The organism is Herbaspirillum sp. WTB6 (genome assembly GCF_057457785.1).
In genome coordinates, this window is record NZ_CP176522.1 from 1,092,398 (window position 1) to 1,107,480 (window position 15,083).

General features: G+C 63.2%; 12 protein-coding genes. 7 read left to right on the forward strand and 5 right to left on the reverse strand.

The features are described 5' to 3' along the window. Positions 1 to 14: 14 nt before the first annotated feature. The 3 genes from ACK2VC_RS04980 to tfpB all read left to right on the forward strand — a co-directional run bounded on the left by ACK2VC_RS04980 (position 15) and on the right by tfpB (position 3,193). A complete protein-coding gene (locus tag ACK2VC_RS04980) occupies positions 15 to 509 on the forward strand; it encodes a DNA-deoxyinosine glycosylase (RefSeq protein WP_486732494.1) in 495 nt (164 codons plus the stop codon). 23 nt (positions 510 to 532) lie between these two features. Then, positions 533 to 1,336, forward strand: a complete 804-nt coding sequence (locus ACK2VC_RS04985) for a spermine/spermidine synthase domain-containing protein (RefSeq protein ID WP_486732495.1) — start codon at positions 533 to 535, stop codon at positions 1,334 to 1,336. Between the two features lie 75 nt (positions 1,337 to 1,411). Continuing rightward, positions 1,412 to 3,193, forward strand: a complete 1,782-nt coding sequence (tfpB, locus tag ACK2VC_RS04990) for a type IV pilus assembly ATPase TfpB (RefSeq protein ID WP_486732496.1) — start codon at positions 1,412 to 1,414, stop codon at positions 3,191 to 3,193. Between the two features lie 39 nt (positions 3,194 to 3,232). Here tfpB and ACK2VC_RS04995 read toward each other — a convergent pair whose 3' ends face one another. Further along, on the reverse strand, positions 3,233 to 3,697 hold the full coding sequence (locus tag ACK2VC_RS04995) for a hemerythrin domain-containing protein (protein WP_486732497.1): 465 nt from the start codon (positions 3,695 to 3,697) through the stop codon (positions 3,233 to 3,235). Between the two features lie 169 nt (positions 3,698 to 3,866). Next, on the reverse strand, positions 3,867 to 4,778 hold the full coding sequence (locus ACK2VC_RS05000; RefSeq protein ID WP_486732498.1) for an SDR family oxidoreductase: 912 nt from the start codon (positions 4,776 to 4,778) through the stop codon (positions 3,867 to 3,869). 12 nt (positions 4,779 to 4,790) lie between these two features. On the opposite strand from ACK2VC_RS05000, the gene ACK2VC_RS05005 reads away from it, so the two are divergent. The 3 genes from ACK2VC_RS05005 (at position 4,791) to ACK2VC_RS05015 (ending at position 7,784) form a co-directional block, all read left to right on the forward strand. Beyond that, complete coding sequence (locus ACK2VC_RS05005) at positions 4,791 to 5,813, forward strand: CDP-6-deoxy-delta-3,4-glucoseen reductase (protein WP_486732499.1); 1,023 nt, start codon at positions 4,791 to 4,793, stop codon at positions 5,811 to 5,813. Between the two features lie 240 nt (positions 5,814 to 6,053). Then, positions 6,054 to 7,256, forward strand: coding sequence for an acetylornithine transaminase (locus ACK2VC_RS05010; protein ID WP_486732500.1), 1,203 nt, complete (start codon positions 6,054 to 6,056; stop codon positions 7,254 to 7,256). Positions 7,257 to 7,298: 42 nt separating this feature from the next. Beyond that, positions 7,299 to 7,784, forward strand: coding sequence for a C40 family peptidase (locus ACK2VC_RS05015; protein ID WP_486732501.1), 486 nt, complete (start codon positions 7,299 to 7,301; stop codon positions 7,782 to 7,784). Between the two features lie 107 nt (positions 7,785 to 7,891). Here the strand turns inward: ACK2VC_RS05015 and lpdA are convergent, their stop codons facing one another. From lpdA to aceE, 3 genes are all read right to left on the reverse strand, one after another. After that, a complete protein-coding gene (gene lpdA, locus ACK2VC_RS05020) occupies positions 7,892 to 9,679 on the reverse strand; it encodes a dihydrolipoyl dehydrogenase (protein WP_486732502.1) in 1,788 nt (595 codons plus the stop codon). A gap of 152 nt (positions 9,680 to 9,831) precedes the next feature. Continuing rightward, complete coding sequence (aceF, locus tag ACK2VC_RS05025; RefSeq protein ID WP_486732503.1) at positions 9,832 to 11,178, reverse strand: dihydrolipoyllysine-residue acetyltransferase; 1,347 nt, start codon at positions 11,176 to 11,178, stop codon at positions 9,832 to 9,834. 76 nt (positions 11,179 to 11,254) lie between these two features. Continuing rightward, complete coding sequence (aceE, locus tag ACK2VC_RS05030; protein WP_486732504.1) at positions 11,255 to 13,963, reverse strand: pyruvate dehydrogenase (acetyl-transferring), homodimeric type; 2,709 nt, start codon at positions 13,961 to 13,963, stop codon at positions 11,255 to 11,257. Between the two features lie 255 nt (positions 13,964 to 14,218). Between aceE and folD the strand changes: the two genes are divergently transcribed. Continuing rightward, positions 14,219 to 15,079: a bifunctional methylenetetrahydrofolate dehydrogenase/methenyltetrahydrofolate cyclohydrolase FolD gene (gene folD / locus ACK2VC_RS05035; RefSeq protein ID WP_486732505.1), complete on the forward strand. Its 861-nt coding sequence runs from the start codon at positions 14,219 to 14,221 to the stop codon at positions 15,077 to 15,079. Positions 15,080 to 15,083 lie beyond the last annotated feature (4 nt).

The following is a 15,083-nucleotide window of genomic DNA, read 5'->3' on the forward strand; positions in this document are numbered from 1 at the left end:
ATTTGCCGCAGCCGATGTCCGCCGCCCCTAGCCCGCCGCTGACCTGCCTCGCGCCGGTGATCGACCGCCAGACCCGCATCCTGATCCTGGGCAGCTTCCCCGGCGCCGCCTCGCTGGCGGCGCAACAATACTACGGCCATCCGCGCAACCAGTTCTGGCCGCTGCTGTCGGCGCTGCTCGACGAAAGGCTGGCCGACTTGCCCTATGCCGAGCGCCTGCGGCGCCTGCTGGCGCACCGGATCGGCCTGTGGGACGTGATCGCCAGTTGCGAACGCAGCGGCAGCCTGGACAGCGCGATCCGCAATCCGCGCCATAACGATTTTTCCGCCTTGCGGCGACGCTGCCCGCAGTTGCTGCGCGTCTGCTTCAACGGCAAGACCTCCGGCAAATTCGAGGCCCGCTTTGCCGCCGCCGGCTGGCAGACCCTGGTGCTGCCGTCGTCCTCGCCCGCCAACGCGCAATCGAGCTTTGCCGAAAAACTGGAGGCCTGGCGCGGTATCATCGCCTGAATTCAAAAACCCGGCTGCACATCATGCTGATCAAACGCAAATCCATCGAAGCCCAGGCCAATCGCAAGGCGGGGCCGGCCAGGGCCGCGCGCAAGCCCAAATACGCGCCGGTCACCTTGTCCGAGCAGGACGGCGTGCGCTATCTGCATTTCGGCACCGAGTGGGTGCAGGGCGCGATGCGCATCCGCAAGCCGGACTGGCCGGAGCTGGAATATGCGCAACAGATGATGGCGTGGATGCTGTTCAGCCACGAACCGCGGCATGTGGCGCAATTGGGACTCGGCACCGGCGCGCTGACCAAGTATTGCTATCGCCGTTTTCCGGACGCGCGCGTCACCGCGATCGAGCTGAATCCGGCTGTGATCACGATTTGCCAGACCATGTTCAAGCTGCCGCCCAACGATGAACGGCTAACGGTGCTGGAGATGGACGCGCTCGACTTCGTGATGGACGCGGCCAATGCCGGCAGCATCGACGTGCTGCAGGTCGACCTGTACGACGCCACCGCGCGCGGTCCGGTGCTGGATACGCCGGAGTTTTATCGCGCCTGCGCTGCCTGCCTGAGTCCGGAAGGCATCATGACGGTGAATCTGTTCGGCGACCATCCGAGCTATGCAAGGAACCTGAAGGCGATGCGTTTTGCCTTCGACCAGGTGCTGTGCCTGCCCGAGGTCCACGCCGGCAACGTGGTCGCAATCGCCTTCAAGCACGCGCCGGAACTGGATTTCGCGGCGCTCTATCAGCGCGCCGCCGACATCCGGCAGGAGACCCGCTTGCCGGCCAGATCCTGGGTAAATGGCTTGAAATCGCTGCAACCTGTGGCATGAAGAAAACCCCGGGGCGCGTCCAACCGCTGTCTTGCGCGGCACCGCCCGGCCGATTGCTTCCAACCGTTTGCGACCATGAACGATCCACGCTCAAAAACTCTTGATCTGCAGCAGATTTTCACCTGGCTGGTGGCGGATGGCATCGTCGAGCGCAGCGCCGCCAAGCCGCTCTACCTGCAGGCGCAAGGGATACTCAAGAATGCTTCGGCGGCCACGCATGTGCTGACCGCGGTGGCGCAGTGCAAGCTGCAATCGGCCTTGCCGCCAGGCTCGACCCTGACGCTCGACTGGCTGACGCAATGGCTGGCGGGCAAGGTCGGCCTGCCGTTCTTTCGCATCGATCCGCTGAAAATCGATTTCACCAGGGTGGCCGATGTGATGTCCGCCACCTACGCCACCCGCTTCAACATCCTGCCGGTGGAACTGACGCCGGATGAACTGGTGATCGCCACCGCCGAGCCGTTTCGCATCGAGTGGGAAGCCGAAATCGCCAAGATCACGCGCCGCCGGATCCGGCTGGTGGTCGCCAATCCGCTCGACATCGCGCAGTATATTTCGCAATTTTTTGCGCTGGCGCGCTCGATCAAGAGCGCGCACCGCTCGGGCGGCCAGGACCTCGCCCTGCGCAACAATTTCGAGCAACTGGTCGAATTGGGCAAGGCCAACAAGCAGCTGGATGCCAACGACCAGCACGTGGTGAATATCGTCGATTGGCTGTGGCAGTACGCCTTCGAGCAGCGCGCCTCCGACATCCACCTCGAGCCGAAGCGCGAACTGGGCGCGATCCGCTTTCGCATCGACGGCATCCTGCATCAGGTGTACCAGGTGCCGGCGGCGGTGATGATCGCGATGACCGCGCGCATCAAGCTCTTGGGACGGATGGACGTGATCGAAAAGCGCCGGCCGCAGGACGGCCGCATCAAGACCCGCACCGCCGGCGGCCAGGAAATCGAATTGCGGCTGTCAACCTTGCCAACCGCCTTCGGCGAGAAGCTGGTGATGCGGATCTTCGACCCCGAAGTGGTGGTCAAGACGCTGCCGGAACTCGGTTTCCCGGCCGACGACGCCGCCCGCTGGCACGAGCTGACCAGCCGCCCGCACGGCATCATCCTGGTCACCGGCCCGACCGGCTCCGGCAAGACCACCACGCTGTACACCACGCTGAAGGCGCTGGCGACTTCGGAGGTGAACGTGTGCACGGTGGAAGACCCGATCGAGATGGTGGAAGCGGCGTTCAACCAGATGCAGGTGCAGCACGGCATCGATATTTCCTTCGCCGATGGGGTGCGGGCGCTGATGCGGCAGGATCCGGACATCATCATGGTGGGTGAAATCCGCGACCTGGAAACCGCCGAGATGGCGATCCAGGCGGCGCTGACCGGCCATCTGGTGCTGTCGACGCTGCACACCAACGATGCGCCCTCGGCGGTGATGCGCCTGCTGGAGCTAGGCGTTCCCTACTATCTGCTGGAAGCGACGCTGATCGGCATCATGGCGCAGCGCCTGGTGCGTACGCTGTGCCCCGATTGCAAGGCGGCCAGCGGCAGCATCGCCGATGACATCTGGGAAAGCTTGAGCGAAGGCCAGGGCATTCCCAAACCCGCCACCGTGTATCGCCCGGTCGGCTGCCCGGAATGCCGGCAGACCGGCTATCGCGGCCGCACCGGCCTGTATGAATTGCTGATGGTGACGCAAGCATTCTCCAGCCTGATTCGGCCCGCAACCGATATCCATGCGCTCAGGCGGCAAAGCCTGGCTGACGGCATGAAGCCGCTGCGCGTAGCTGGCGCGCTGAAGGTGGCCGAAGGAGTCACCACCGCGGACGAAGTGCTGAAAGCGACCTCGGCCTTGACCTGAATCCGGTTGCCGAAGCCGGGCAACCGTACGGCGCCTGACTCACTGCGGCAAGCTATCGACGAGCGGATATAGTTCCGTATCCTCGCGCTGAATGCGCCTGACCAGGGCATTGAAAACTGTCTTGGTTTCGTTGATGAATCCCTGCAGGTCGGCATCGATGATCATCGTATTCGACCATTTGTCCAGATAGTTACGGAAGGCCTGCGCCAGCGACCCCATTTCGTCGCTGTATTTCCTGGATATCGCCTTGATGCGCGGATCGGCATTCTCCGCCAAGAACGGATATAGGCTCTTGTCTTCCAGCGCCAGATGAAACGAGAGTTTTCCGGAGAGCTGGGACAGCAGGTGGCGTACCTCGGCGGTATGTTGCGCGGCATCGCCGGCGATTAGCAGCGTCTTGATGTTTTTCGCTATGAGTAATATCTCCACATGATGCTTCTTGAAATTATCGGTTCGAGCCATCGCATACTCCTCTAAGTGACGTTTAGTAGCGTTTTTTTCCATATCCGGTTCGCTGCTGCCAGCGCGCCTTCGCCAAGATGCATGGCTTCCCGTGGCGGCGCCGGTCCAATTCCGACAGCACCGAAACACGTGTCATTAATGTAACTTGGCGCACCGCATGCCCGCGCTCCCAACGGAAATTTTTTTATTCCGGCGTATCCGGGATACAACATCAAGGCGAGCCGGCGTCGCCGTCCGCGGCGCCTGCCATCTGCGCCAGCACCGGCTGCAGCCGCGGGTAGCGCAAGTGCAAACCCCATTCCGCCTTGATGCGCCGATTGGAGAGCCGCCGCGATTCCGCCATGAACGACCACAGGGCGGGAGTCACTGCCTTTTGCAGCTCCGCGCGCGGCAGGCGTGGCGGCGGCGGCAAACCGAAGGCGGCGGCCACCGCGTCGAAATACTCCGCCATCTTCAGTTGCGAGTCGTCCACCGCGTGATAGACGCGGCCCGGCAAGCCCTGGAAAATCGCCGCGGCAATGATGCGCGCCAGATCGTCAGCGTGAATGTGGTTGGTGTACACGTCATCCTCCGGCGCCAGCGCCGGCGTGCCTTGCTGCAGGCGCGCCAGCGGCAGCCGGTTGGCGGCGTAAATACCGGGCACCCGCACGATCGCCAGCCGCCCGCCGGCGCGCCTGGCCCACGCCCGCAATACCTGCTCGGCATCCACCCTGCGCCTGGCGCGCGCCGTCTGTGGGTTCACGGGCCGGGTTTCGTCTGCCCATTGCCCGTCGCAATTGCCATAGACGCCGGTGGTGCTGACATAAACGAGCCGCGCCCGCTCGGGTAAAATGGCGGCCAGGCGACGGCTGCGCGTGTCCTTCAAGCCCTCGGCTGGAGGCGGCGCCAGATGGACCACGATCGCGGCCAGCCGCGCCAGGCGCGCCAGCGTATGCGGCAAGTCGAGGTCGGCCACGATCGGGACGGCACCGGCAGCGCGCAACTCCGCGCAACGAGCCGCCTGGCTGGTGACCGCGAACACCCGAAAGCGGGCGCGCACCAGCGGCAACAGGCGCAGGCCGACGTCGCCGCAGCCGATGATCAACAGGCGCGGCTTGCCGAATTTTTTATCATTTGATTTCATGAGCGGGATTGTATGGCGTTCCAAGTAACTGTTCAGCCGAGCGGTCGGCAATTTATCTGCGAGGATGACGAAACCGTGCTGGCCGCCGCCATTCGCGCCGGGATCGGCCTGCCTTACGGCTGCAAGAACGGCGCCTGCGGCAGTTGCAAGGGCAAGCTGGTGTCGGGCGAGGTCACGCACGGCGCGCACCAGGAAAAAGCCTTGTCGGTGAAGGAAGAGGAAAGCGGCTCGGCGCTGTTTTGCTGCGCGACGCCGCACTCGGACCTGGTGATCGAGGCGCGCGAGGTGCTGGGGGTGGGCCAGTTCCCGATCCGCAAGATGCCGTCGCGCGTGGCGAAAATCCAAAAGGTGGCAGACGACGTCATCGTCGTCTCGCTGCAATTGCCGGCCGGTGAGCGGCTGCAATACCTGGCCGGCCAATACCTGGAATTCATCTTGCGCGACGGCACCCGGCGCAGCTACAGCATCGCCAATGCGCCGCACCTGGACGACAACATCACGCTGCATGTCCGCCACATGCCGGGCGGCGTGTTCACCGATCAGGCATTTACCACGCTGAAGGAGCGGGATATCCTGCGCTTCGAGGCGCCGCTCGGCACCTTCTTCCTGCGCGAGGATTCCGTCAAGCCGATCATATTGCTGGCGTCCGGCACTGGCTTCGCGCCGATCAAGGCCTTGATCGAACAAAGCATCCACGCCAAATCGACGCGGCCGATGACGCTCTACTGGGGCGGGCGCCGGCCGCGCGACTTGTACATGCATGCGCTGTGCGAAGAATGGGCACGCGAGCTGCCGCACTTTCGCTACGTGCCGGTGATTTCCGACGCTACTGCGGAGGGCGATTGGCATGGGCGCACCGGCTTCGTGCATCGCGCGGTGATGGAGGATTTTCCCGATCTGTCCAGCTATCAGGTATATGCCTGCGGCGCACCGATCGTGGTCGATTCGGCCCAGCGCGACTTTGTCGCCCAATGCCGGCTGCCGGCGGAAGAATTTTACGCCGACGCCTTTACTTCCCGGGCCGATCTGGCATGACGGCTGCCGCCAAAATCGCCCGAGAAAACTTTTGACGCACTGCGCAAAACGCCCTAATATCGAAGCCATGAAGCCATCCACCCAACTGCTGCGACGCCGAGCCCCGCTGCCACCATCCGGTATGCCGTGCGCGTGAGCGTTTGCTGATCACGAAACCACAGGCAAGCCCTGTGGTTTTTTTTTGGCCGGTTTTTCACCCTTTTCACTTTACCAGCATCGCTTTTGCCGAGGAGTATTCAGATGGAATTCAGCCAGTACGATGTCGACACCCTGATGTATGTCACCAACCGGCCGCCGCTGGTATTCATCGAAGGCAGCGGCATGTGGATCACCGATCACACCGGCAAGCGCTATCTCGACTACCTGCAGGGCTGGGCCGTCAACTGCCTCGGCCATTCGCCGCAATGCATCCAGGATGCGCTGGTGGCGCAGTCCAGGAAAATCATCAACCCGTCGCCGGCGTTCTACAACGCGCCGATGATCGAGCTGGCGTCGCTCTTGACGCAACATTCCTGCTTCGACCGCGTGTTCTTCACCAACTGCGGCGCCGAAGCCAACGAAGGCGCGATCAAGCTGGCGCGCAAGTGGGGCAAGCTGAACCCGAACGGCGCCGACGATCGCCGCTTCGAGATCATCACCTTCGACCACAGCTTCCACGGCCGTACGCTGGCCACGATGTCGGCCTCCGGCAAGACCGGCTGGGACACCATGTATGCGCCGCAAGTGCCCGGCTTCCCGAAGGCCGAGCTCGGCGACCTGGCTAGTGTCGAGAAGCTGATCACCGACCAGACCGTGGCGGTGATGCTGGAGCCGGTGCAGGGCGAAGGCGGCGTGATCCCGGCCTCGCGCGAATTCATGCAGGCCTTGCGGGCGCTGACCAGGAAGCACAACCTGCTCTTGATCGTCGACGAAGTGCAGTCCGGCATGGGCCGCACCGGCGCCCTGTTCGCCCACCAGTTGTCGGGGATCGAGCCCGACATCATGACGCTGGCCAAGGGCATTGGCGGCGGCGTGCCGCTCGGCGCGCTCCTGTGCCGCGAAGAGGTCGCCTGCTTCGAAGCCGGCGAACAGGGCGGTACCTACAACGGCAACCCGCTGATGACGGCGGTCGGCCTCGCCGTGGCCCAGGAGTTGCTGAAAGACGGCTTTCTGGAATCGGTCCTGCGCAAGGGCGACTACCTACGCGCGGCGCTGGAAAAACTGTCGGCGCAGCATGGGCTGGAAGGTGAACGCGGCGAAGGCTTGCTGCGCGCGCTGAAGCTGGGCAAGGACATCGGCCCGCAAATCGTGGAAGCGGCGCGCGAGCTGGAACCGCTCGGCCTGCTGCTGAATTCGCCGCGCCCCAACCTGCTGCGCTTCATGCCGGCCTTGAACGTGACCGAAGGCGAAATCGACCAGATGATTGCGATGCTGTCGGGGGTGCTGAAGCAGCTCGGACACTGAGTCCGGCTTGTTCTGCGGCATTGCTTTGTCTACACTGCGGGCATGTCGATCAGAACCTGGATGCTCTGCTGCTGTGCCCTCCTGCTGGTTGCCTGCGGCAGCGTGCCGCAGCGCGACCAAGCGCCCTATTCCGAGCGGCCGCCGGCCAGCGGCAAGGGCAGCGAAGTGGTTCTCTACGCGCTGGGCCTGATCGATACCGGCTATCGCTTCGGCGGCAAGAATCCGGAAGCCGGCCTCGACTGCAGCGGCATGGTGGCCTACATCTATCGCGAGGCGCTCGGCCTCAAGGTGGGCGGCAGCGCCGCCGAGATCGCGCAGCGCGGCAAGAGCATCGCCAGAGAGGAACTGCGGCCAGGCGACCTGGTGTTTTTCAATACGCTGAACCGGCCGTTTTCACACGTCGGCATCTACATCGGCGACGGCCGCTTCATCAACGCCCCGTCCAGCAACGGCCGGGTGCGCATAGACCGCCTCGACAACCGCTATTACGCGCAACGCTTCGAGGCGGCGCGCAGCTATTTCGACTGACTGCGCCAACATACTGCCAGCATCGATGCGCTGTACCGCTCACATAATTTACGGTTTTTCAATATACTCCCAGAAATACCGGTAGCCGCAGCAAGGCCAAGTTGCGACTACTTCCTGCGCGCCGGCATCAAGTCGGTGCACACCCCTTCGAACGCTTCCGCCGCCATGCCGATCGATTCGCCCAGGGTTGGGTGAGGGTGGATGGTCTTGCCGATATCGACGGCGTCGGCGCCCATCTCGATCGCCAGCGCGATCTCGCCGATCATGTTGCCGGCATCGGTGCCGACCATGGCGCCGCCGACGATGCGGTGCGTCTCGGCATCGAACAAGAGCTTGGTGAAGCCCTCGTCGCGGCCGTTGGCGACCGCGCGGCCGGAAGCCCCCCAAGGGAACAAGCCTTTCTCCAGCTTGATGCCCTTGGCCTTGGCTTCGTCCTCGGTCAGCCCGACCCAGGCCACTTCCGGATCCGTGTACGCGACCGACGGAATCACGCGGGCATCGAAGTGCGACTTCTGCCCGGCCGCGGCTTCCGCCGCCACGTGCGCCTCATGCACTGCCTTGTGCGCCAGCATCGGCTGGCCGACGATGTCGCCGATCGCAAAGATGTGCGGCACGTTGGTGCGCATCTGGCTATCGACCGCGATGAAGCCACGCTCGCCGACCGCGACTCCGGCCAGGTCAGCGTCGATCTTCTTGCCGTTCGGGCTGCGCCCGACCGCAACCAACACCATGTCGTACAGTTGCGGCTCGGGCGCCGTGACGGCGGGATCGACGCTTTCGAAGCTGACCTTGATGCCTTCCGGCAGCGCTTCCACCGCCACCGTCCGGGTCTTCAGCATGATCCGATCGAAGCGCTTCTGGTTGAATTTCTGCCAGACCTTGACCAGGTCGCGGTCGGCGCCCTGCATCAGGCCGTCCAGCATTTCCACCACGTCGATGCGCGCGCCCAGCGTCGAATATACGCTCGCCATCTCCAGCCCGATGATGCCGCCGCCGATCACCAGCATGCGTTTCGGGATTGCGCGCAGTTCCAGGGCGCCGGTGGAATCGACGATGCGCGGGTCTTCCGGCACGAACGGCAACTTCACCACCGAGGAGCCGGCGGCGATGATCGCCTGCTTGAACTGCACCGTTTTCGTGCTGCCGTCGGCCGCCGTCACCTGCAGATGCTGCGGGCCGACGAATGCGCCGACGCCCTGCACCACGTTCACCTTGCGCGCCTTCGCCATGCTGCTCAATCCGCCGGTCATCTTGCCGACCACTTTTTCCTTCCAGCCGCGCAACCGGTCGAGATCGATTTCCGGCTGGCCGAAGCGCACTCCGTGCTCGGCCAGCGCGGCGGTTTCGTCGATCACGGCGGCGACGTGCAGCAGCGCCTTGGACGGAATGCAGCCGACGTTCAGGCACACCCCGCCCAGCGTCGAATAACGCTCGACCAGCACGGTGGCCAGGCCGAGGTCGGCGGCGCGGAATGCCGCCGAATAACCGCCGGGGCCAGCGCCCAGCACCAGCATCTCGCATTCGATGTCGGCTGTGCCGGCAAAGCCGCTGGCAAGCGATGCCGGTACAGCAGGTGCAGGTGCGGCGGCAGGTCCGGATGCAGCAGCAAGTGCAGGCGCAGGCGCCGCAGCAGACAGTGGCGCAGGCACCGCCGCTTCCTGCGCTTCCAGCAGCAGCACCAGCGATCCTTCCTTCACCTTGTCACCGATCCCGGTCTTCAATTCCTTGACCACGCCCGCATGGCTGGAGGGAATTTCCATGCTGGCCTTGTCGGATTCCACCGTGATCAGCGACTGATCGACCGTCACCGCGTCGCCGGGTTTGACCAGCAGTTCGATCACTTCCACTTCCTTGAAATCGCCGATATCCGGGACTTTCACTTCGATCAGGCTCATAGCTGCGCTCCGTTGGTTGGGTCGCCCAAAGCGGCCGGCATGTCGGCCGCCAGCGCGCTCCGGTTATTTTTCTTGGCGGCGCCGATAGTCATCGCCGGCGCTGCTCGCCGGCAATGAAACGCGCCGTTCATGGTCGGGATGGCGCCCGGCGCTTACAGCAGCGTCTTGCGCAAGTCGGCCAGCACCTCGCCCAGATACACCGAGAAGCGTGCCGCCATCGCGCCATCGATCACCCGATGGTCGTACGACAGCGAAGTCGGCAGCATCAAGCGCGGCGCGAACTGTTTGCCATCCCAGACCGGCTTCATGCTCGATTTGGAAAGGCCCAGAATCGCCACTTCCGGCGCATTGATGATCGGCGTGAAGGCAGTGCCGCCGATCCCGCCCAGCGACGAAATGGTGAAGCTGGCGCCCTGCATGTCGCCCGGCTTCAGCTTGCCGTCGCGCGCCTGCGCCGACAGTTCGGCCAGGTCCTGCGCGATTTGCGCCACGCCTTTGCGGTCGGCGTCCTTGACCACCGGGACCACCAGGCCGTTTGGCGTGTCGGCGGCAAAGCCGATGTGGTAATACTGCTTGACGATCAGGTTCTCACCGGTGGCGTCGAGCGAGGCGTTGAAGGCCGGATATTTCTTCAGGGCCGCGACGCAGGCCTTGATCACGAACGCCAGCATGGTCAGCTTGACCGGCGCCCCACCTTTGGCGGATTTCGCCAGCGCCGCATTGCTGGACACCCGGAATTCTTCCAGCTCGGTGACGTCGGCTTCGTCGAACTGGGTCACATGCGGGATCATGACCCAGTTGCGGTGTAGATTCGGGCCGGAGAGTTTCTTGATGCGCGACAGCGGCAACAGTTCGGTGGCGCCGAACTTCGAGAAATCGAGCGAGGGCCAGGGCAACAAGCCCAGTCCGGCACCGCTTTCCGCCGCGCCGCCCACGGCCGGGCTGCCGGCCATGACCGCCTTGACGTGCTCCTGCACGTCGCCCTGCAGGATGCGCCCCTTCGGACCGCTGCCGGCTACCCGGCTCAGGTCCACCCCGAGTTCGCGCGCAAATTTGCGAATTGACGGCGACGCATGCGGCTTCGGGCCGGCCGGTTCGCGCGGCTCCAGCGCTGCGGTGGGAACGGTCCTGGGACTTGGCGCCGGCGCGGCGGGCAACGCCGCCGCTGGCGCCGGCTCGGCGGCTGCCGGCGCAGCCGGCGCAGACACTGCCGGGGTCGGCGCTGCTACCGGCGCAGCGGGCGCTGCCGACACGGCGCTACTCCCCTCTTCCAGCAGCAGGATGACCGAACCTTCGGCCACCTTGTCGCCGATCTTGACCTTCAATTCCTTGACCACGCCAGCATGGCTGCAGGGAATCTCCATGCTGGCCTTGTCGGATTCCACCGTAATCAGCGACTGGTCGACCGTCACCGCGTCGCCCGGCTTGACCAGTAATTCAATGATCTCGACTTCCTTGAAATCGCCGATGTCGGGAACCTTGATTTCTACCATACCCATGATTTTCGCTCCGTTATGCTCCGCCGCCGTCGGACGCTCCATCGCGCCCGACGGCGGCGGAATTATTGTTCAAGGCTTACACCGTAACCGGGTTCGACTTGTCCGGATTGATGCCGTATTTTGCAATCGCCTGCGCCACCGTGGAAGCCGGAATGGCGCCTTCGTCCGCCAGCGCCTTGAGCGCCGAAATGGTCACGAAATGGCGGTCCACTTCGAAGAACTCGCGCAACTTGGCACGCGTGTCGGAACGTCCATAGCCGTCGGTGCCCAGCACCTTGTAGCTGCGCCCTTTCGGCATGAAGGCGCGAATCTGCTCGGCGAAGGTGCGCATGTAGTCGGAGGTGGCGATGATCGGCCCGCTGGTATTCTGCAGCGACTGCGTCACGTGCGCCACCCGCTGCGGCTCGGCCGGGTGCAGCAGGTTCCAGCGCTCGACGTCCTGGCCGTCGCGCGCCAGCAAGGTGAAGGATGGCGCCGACCAGACGTCGGCGTCGACGTTCCAGTCGTTTTTCAGGAGCTCGGCAGCCATGATCGCTTCCCGTAGGATGGTGCCGGAACCCATCAGCTGAACCCGCGGCTGCGCACCTTTGCCATTGCCTTTGCTGCCTTCCTGCAGCAGGTACAGGCCCTTGAGGATACCTTCTTCCTGGCCTGGCTTGAGTCCCGGCTGGCCGTAGCTTTCGTTCATCAGGGTGATGTAATAGAACACATCTTCCTGATTCTCGATCATCCGTTTCAGACCGTCCTGGATGATGACCGCCACTTCGTGCGAGAACGTCGGGTCGTATGGCAGACAGCTCGGGATCGTCGCCGCCACGATATGGCTGTGGCCGTCCTCGTGCTGCAGGCCCTCGCCGTTCAGCGTGGTGCGGCCGGCGGTACCGCCTAGCAGGAAGCCGCGCGCCCGCATGTCGCCAGCGGCCCAGGCCAGGTCGCCAAAGCGCTGGAAGCCGAACATCGAGTAATAGGCGTAGAACGGGATCATCACGCGGTTGTTTGACGAGTAAGAAGTGGCCGCCGCGATCCACGAGCACATGCCGCCCGCTTCGTTGATCCCTTCCTGCAGCAGCTGGCCAGCCTTGTCCTCGCGGTAGTACATCACCTGGTCGCGATCGACCGGCTCATACAGTTGTCCCTGCTGGCTGAAGATGCCGATCTGGCGGAACAGCCCTTCCAGCCCGAAGGTACGCGATTCATCGACCAGGATCGGCACGATCCGCTTGCTCAGATGAGCGTCGCGCAGCAGCACCGCCAGCACCCGCACGAAGGCCTGGGTGGTCGACACTTCGCGCCCTTCGGCGGTGGCGTCCAGGACCGCCTGGAAGGCAGACAGTTGCGGCACCGGCAGCGCTTCATCGGCCTTCATGCGGCGTTGCGGCAGATAGCCGCCCAGCGCCTGCCGGCGCTCGTGCAGGTATTTGATTTCCGGGCTGTCGTCGGCCGGCTTGAAGAACGGCAGTTGCGGCAACTGGTCGTCGGGAATCGGAATGCCGTAGCGGTCGCGCATCTCGCGGATCGCTTCCTCGTCCAGTTTCTTGGTCTGGTGCGCGGTGTTCTTCGCTTCGCCCGAACGGCCCATGCCGAAGCCCTTGACGGTCTTGATCAGCAGAACGGTCGGCTGCCCCTTGTGCTCCACTGCCTGCTTGTAGGCGGCGTAAATCTTGTGCGGATCGTGGCCGCCGCGCTGCAGGCGCCAGACGTCGTCATCCGACATCTTGCTGACCAGTTCCAGCAATTTCGGATGCTTGCCGAAGAAATGCTTGCGCACGTAGGCGCCATCGCGCGACTTGTAATTCTGGTACTCGCCGTCCACGGTTTCCATCATCACGCGCTGCAGGATGCCTTCCTTGTCGCGCGCGAACAGTTCGTCCCAGTAGCTGCCCCAGATCACCTTGATCACGTTCCAGCCGGCGCCACGGAATTCCGCTTCCAGTTCCTGGATGATCTTGCCGTTGCCGCGCACCGGGCCGTCCAGCCGCTGCAGGTTGCAGTTGACCACGAAGACCAGATTGTCGAGCTTTTCGCGGCCGGCCATGCCGATCGCGCCCATCGACTCTGGCTCGTCCATCTCACCGTCGCCGCAGAAGGTCCATACCTTGCGGTTGGCGGTATCGGCCAAGTCGCGCGCATGCAGGTATTTCAGGAAGCGCGCCTGATAAATTGACATCAACGGGCCGAGACCCATCGAAACGGTCGGGAATTGCCAGAAGCTCGGCATCAGTTTCGGATGCGGATACGACGACAGGCCGTGGCCGTCGACTTCACGGCGGAAATTCAGCAGTTGCTCTTCCGTCAAGCGCCCTTCGAGGAAGGCGCGCGCGTAGATACCAGGCGAGGAATGGCCTTGCAGATACAGCAGGTCGCCGCCGTGCCCTTCGGATGGAGCATGCCAGAAATGGTTGAAACCAATGCCCAGCATGGTTGCCAGCGAGGCGAAGCTGGCCAGATGGCCGCCCAGGTCGGGATCAATCCGATTGGCCTTGTTGACCATCACCATCGCGTTCCACCGCATCCAGGAGCGCAGCCGCTCTTCGTATTCCAGGTTGCCCGGGCAAGGCTCGCCCATGTGCGCCGGAATCGTATTCACGTACGCGGTATTGCTGGAAAATGGAATATGCGCGCCGCGGCGCCGGGCCAGGTCGAGCATGCGCTCCATCAGGTAGTGCGCGCGCTCCGGACCTTCGTTTTCGATGACCGATTCAAGAGCATCCAGCCACTCCCGGGTTTCCATGACGTCGGGGTCATTGGCAGCCTGCTCGGCCAGTTGATTAATCTGAGCTGACATATCGCGTCTCCTGTGATTCCGGGAAACCTGGTCGACTGGCTGTCGTCGATCCATTCCCTGTTAGTTTGAACCCTGTTGGGCAGCCGTCAATGCATTCTAGCAGTACTTTTTTTAATTTTCAAATTACGAGAATCATTTTTATAATGTGGAATATTATGCAATCCGGCACCGCACAGTGCGGACTCGGTTTGCCTCGAAGGCGCGCCGGCGCGCCTTATAATCCCGCTTTTAGCCGCTTTTCAACCCTTCGCTACCATGACAGCTCAAATCATTGATGGAAACCTGCTCTCCCGCCAACTTCGCACAGAAGTAGCCGAACGCGCGGCTGCACTGACAAAACGCGGTCGTCAGCCCGGACTGGCGGTGATCCTGGTAGGCGACAGCCCCGCATCCCACGTCTATGTGCGCAACAAGATCAAGGCCTGCGAGGATAGCGGCATCCATTCCGTGCTGGAGAAATACGATGCCGATTTGAGCGAAACGGCGCTGCTGGCACGGATCGATGCCCTGAATTCCGATCCGAGCATCCACGGCATCCTGGTGCAACTGCCGCTGCCGTCGCAAATCAACGCCCACAAGGTGATCGAGGCGATGTCCCCGGAAAAGGACGTGGACGGTTTTCATGTCAGCAACGCCGGCCTATTGATGACCGGGCAGCCGCTATTTCGCCCCTGCACCCCGTACGGCATCATGAAGATGCTGGAATCGATCCACTATACGGTGCGCGGTGCGCATGCGGTAGTGGTCGGCGCCTCGAACATTGTCGGCAAGCCGCAGGCGATGCTGCTCTTGCAGGCCGGCGCCACCGTCACCATCTGCAATTCCAAGACCCGCGACCTCGGACATCACACGCGCCAGGCAGACATCCTGGTAGCGGCCACCGGCAAACGCAATCTGATTACCGCCGACATGGTCAAACCAGGCGCCGTGGTGATCGATGTCGGCATGAACCGCGACGATCAGGGAAAATTATGCGGCGATGTCGATTTTTCCAACATCAAGGAAGTTGCCGGTTACATCACGCCGGTACCCGGCGGCGTCGGACCGATGACCATCACAATGTTGCTGGTTAACACGATCGAAGCCGCGGAAAGAGCAGAAATTCAAGAGAAATGAGAGC

What these genes read in the sequence shown, in the direction of transcription:
- ACK2VC_RS05000 (WP_486732498.1), bottom strand. Translation starts at nt 4,778, where the DNA reads ATGAAATCAAATGATAAAAAATTCGGCAAGCCGCGCCTGTTGATCATC.
- aceF (WP_486732503.1), bottom strand. Translation starts at nt 11,178, where the DNA reads ATGGGTATGGTAGAAATCAAGGTTCCCGACATCGGCGATTTCAAGGAA.
- ACK2VC_RS05015 (WP_486732501.1), top strand. Translation starts at nt 7,299, where the DNA reads ATGTCGATCAGAACCTGGATGCTCTGCTGCTGTGCCCTCCTGCTGGTT.
- ACK2VC_RS05005 (WP_486732499.1), top strand. Translation starts at nt 4,791, where the DNA reads ATGGCGTTCCAAGTAACTGTTCAGCCGAGCGGTCGGCAATTTATCTGC.
- ACK2VC_RS05010 (WP_486732500.1), top strand. Translation starts at nt 6,054, where the DNA reads ATGGAATTCAGCCAGTACGATGTCGACACCCTGATGTATGTCACCAAC.
- ACK2VC_RS04995 (WP_486732497.1), bottom strand. Translation starts at nt 3,697, where the DNA reads ATGGAAAAAAACGCTACTAAACGTCACTTAGAGGAGTATGCGATGGCT.
- tfpB (WP_486732496.1), top strand. Translation starts at nt 1,412, where the DNA reads ATGAACGATCCACGCTCAAAAACTCTTGATCTGCAGCAGATTTTCACC.
- ACK2VC_RS04980 (WP_486732494.1), top strand. Translation starts at nt 15, where the DNA reads ATGTCCGCCGCCCCTAGCCCGCCGCTGACCTGCCTCGCGCCGGTGATC.
- lpdA (WP_486732502.1), bottom strand. Translation starts at nt 9,679, where the DNA reads ATGAGCCTGATCGAAGTGAAAGTCCCGGATATCGGCGATTTCAAGGAA.
- aceE (WP_486732504.1), bottom strand. Translation starts at nt 13,963, where the DNA reads ATGTCAGCTCAGATTAATCAACTGGCCGAGCAGGCTGCCAATGACCCC.
- ACK2VC_RS04985 (WP_486732495.1), top strand. Translation starts at nt 533, where the DNA reads ATGCTGATCAAACGCAAATCCATCGAAGCCCAGGCCAATCGCAAGGCG.
- folD (WP_486732505.1), top strand. Translation starts at nt 14,219, where the DNA reads ATGACAGCTCAAATCATTGATGGAAACCTGCTCTCCCGCCAACTTCGC.